At 69.2% G+C, this 1,125-nt stretch carries 2 protein-coding genes; both read right to left on the bottom strand.

Annotation, left to right across the window (positions count from 1 at the left end):
• Window positions 1-223 precede the first annotated feature (223 nt).
• Window positions 224-583 (bottom strand): DUF1048 domain-containing protein, encoded by a 360-nt coding sequence (locus tag NS354_RS12730; RefSeq protein ID WP_058594811.1) that lies wholly within the window; start codon window positions 581-583, stop codon window positions 224-226.
• The gene (locus NS354_RS12725; RefSeq protein WP_058594810.1) at window positions 580-963 is read right to left on the bottom strand and encodes a PadR family transcriptional regulator; all 384 of its coding nucleotides are present in this window, start codon (window positions 961-963) and stop codon (window positions 580-582) included. The genes NS354_RS12730 and NS354_RS12725 overlap by 4 nt, the downstream gene beginning before the upstream one ends.
• Window positions 964-1,125: the final 162 nt, after the last annotated feature.

The following is a 1,125-nucleotide window of genomic DNA, read 5'->3' as shown; positions in this document are numbered from 1 at the left end:
CCCAAGTGACCCCGCTCCGCCCGGGAGCGGAGCGGGGTCACTTGGGGAGGGTGTCGCCCCCGTCACGGAGCACGACACCCTCCCGAAGTGACCCCGCTGGCGGAGCCAGGCAGCCAGCTTCGGGAGGGCTCCAGTCGGCGCCCCCGACGTGCGGCGGGCCACCGGCGGACCCGACGGAACCGACGGATTCGGCGGATTCGGCGGATCAGGCGGACTCGGCGGATCAGGCGGATTCGGCGGCCGCGATCGCGGCGAGCAGGCGTGCACGCTCCTTGTCGATCCACTGCCGGTCGGAGTATGCGGCGGCGAAGGTCTCGGCGAACTCCACCGGGTCGTCGCCGATGATGCCCCGCACCGTCGCCCCGTCGAGCGCCGCGCGCTCCCAGAGGTCGGCGTGATCCGTCACCATCGCGGCGAGCACCGCGCCGTCGCTGACGATGCCGTAATACATGAAGTAGCGCTGCAGCGCTCGCGCGACCTCTCGGTAGGGCGCGGGCAGCGCGTCGATGCGCGCGATCGCGGCCTTGTACTGCTTCTTGTCATCGAGGGAGCCCGTGAGCGTCTCGATCCATTTCGCGGTCATGCGTGATCTCCATTCGTGAGGTGCGGGTTCGTGGTGCGGACGCCCGGGCTCCGGGCCCCTGCGGGGCGCAGGGCGTCGATGTGGACGGCGAGGAAATCCCAGGACTCCCAGAAGCCCGACAGCCGTTCTCGGCCGGAAGCATCGAGCGAGTACACCTTGCGGGGCGGCCCCTTCTCGGAGGGAACCCTCTCGACCGAGACGTACCCCTTCTGCTCGATGCGGACGAGCAGGGCGTAGATCGTGCCCTCGGCGATGTCGGCGAAGCCGCGCTCCCGCAGCGAGGCCGTGATCTCGTAGCCGTAGGCCGAGCGCTCGGCGAGGATGGCGAGCACGATCCCTTCGAGCGTGCCCTTCAGCATCTCCGTCATCTGCGTCGCCATGCGGTGCCCTCCCTACTCTGCGTCACTCACTACTCGGAGAAAGTAACACTAGGTACCGCTACTTAGCAACACCGAATAGTGCCCTGTGCGCCCCCTCCGCCGCTCCACCTGCGGGGTCACTTCAGGAGGGTGTCGCCGCCGTCACGGAGCTCGACACCCTCC

The organism is Leucobacter chromiiresistens (genome assembly GCF_001477055.1).
GTDB classification, from domain to species: Bacteria; Actinomycetota; Actinomycetes; order Actinomycetales; family Microbacteriaceae; genus Leucobacter; species Leucobacter chromiiresistens_A.
This window is presented reverse-complemented; position numbering and strand designations above follow the sequence as displayed.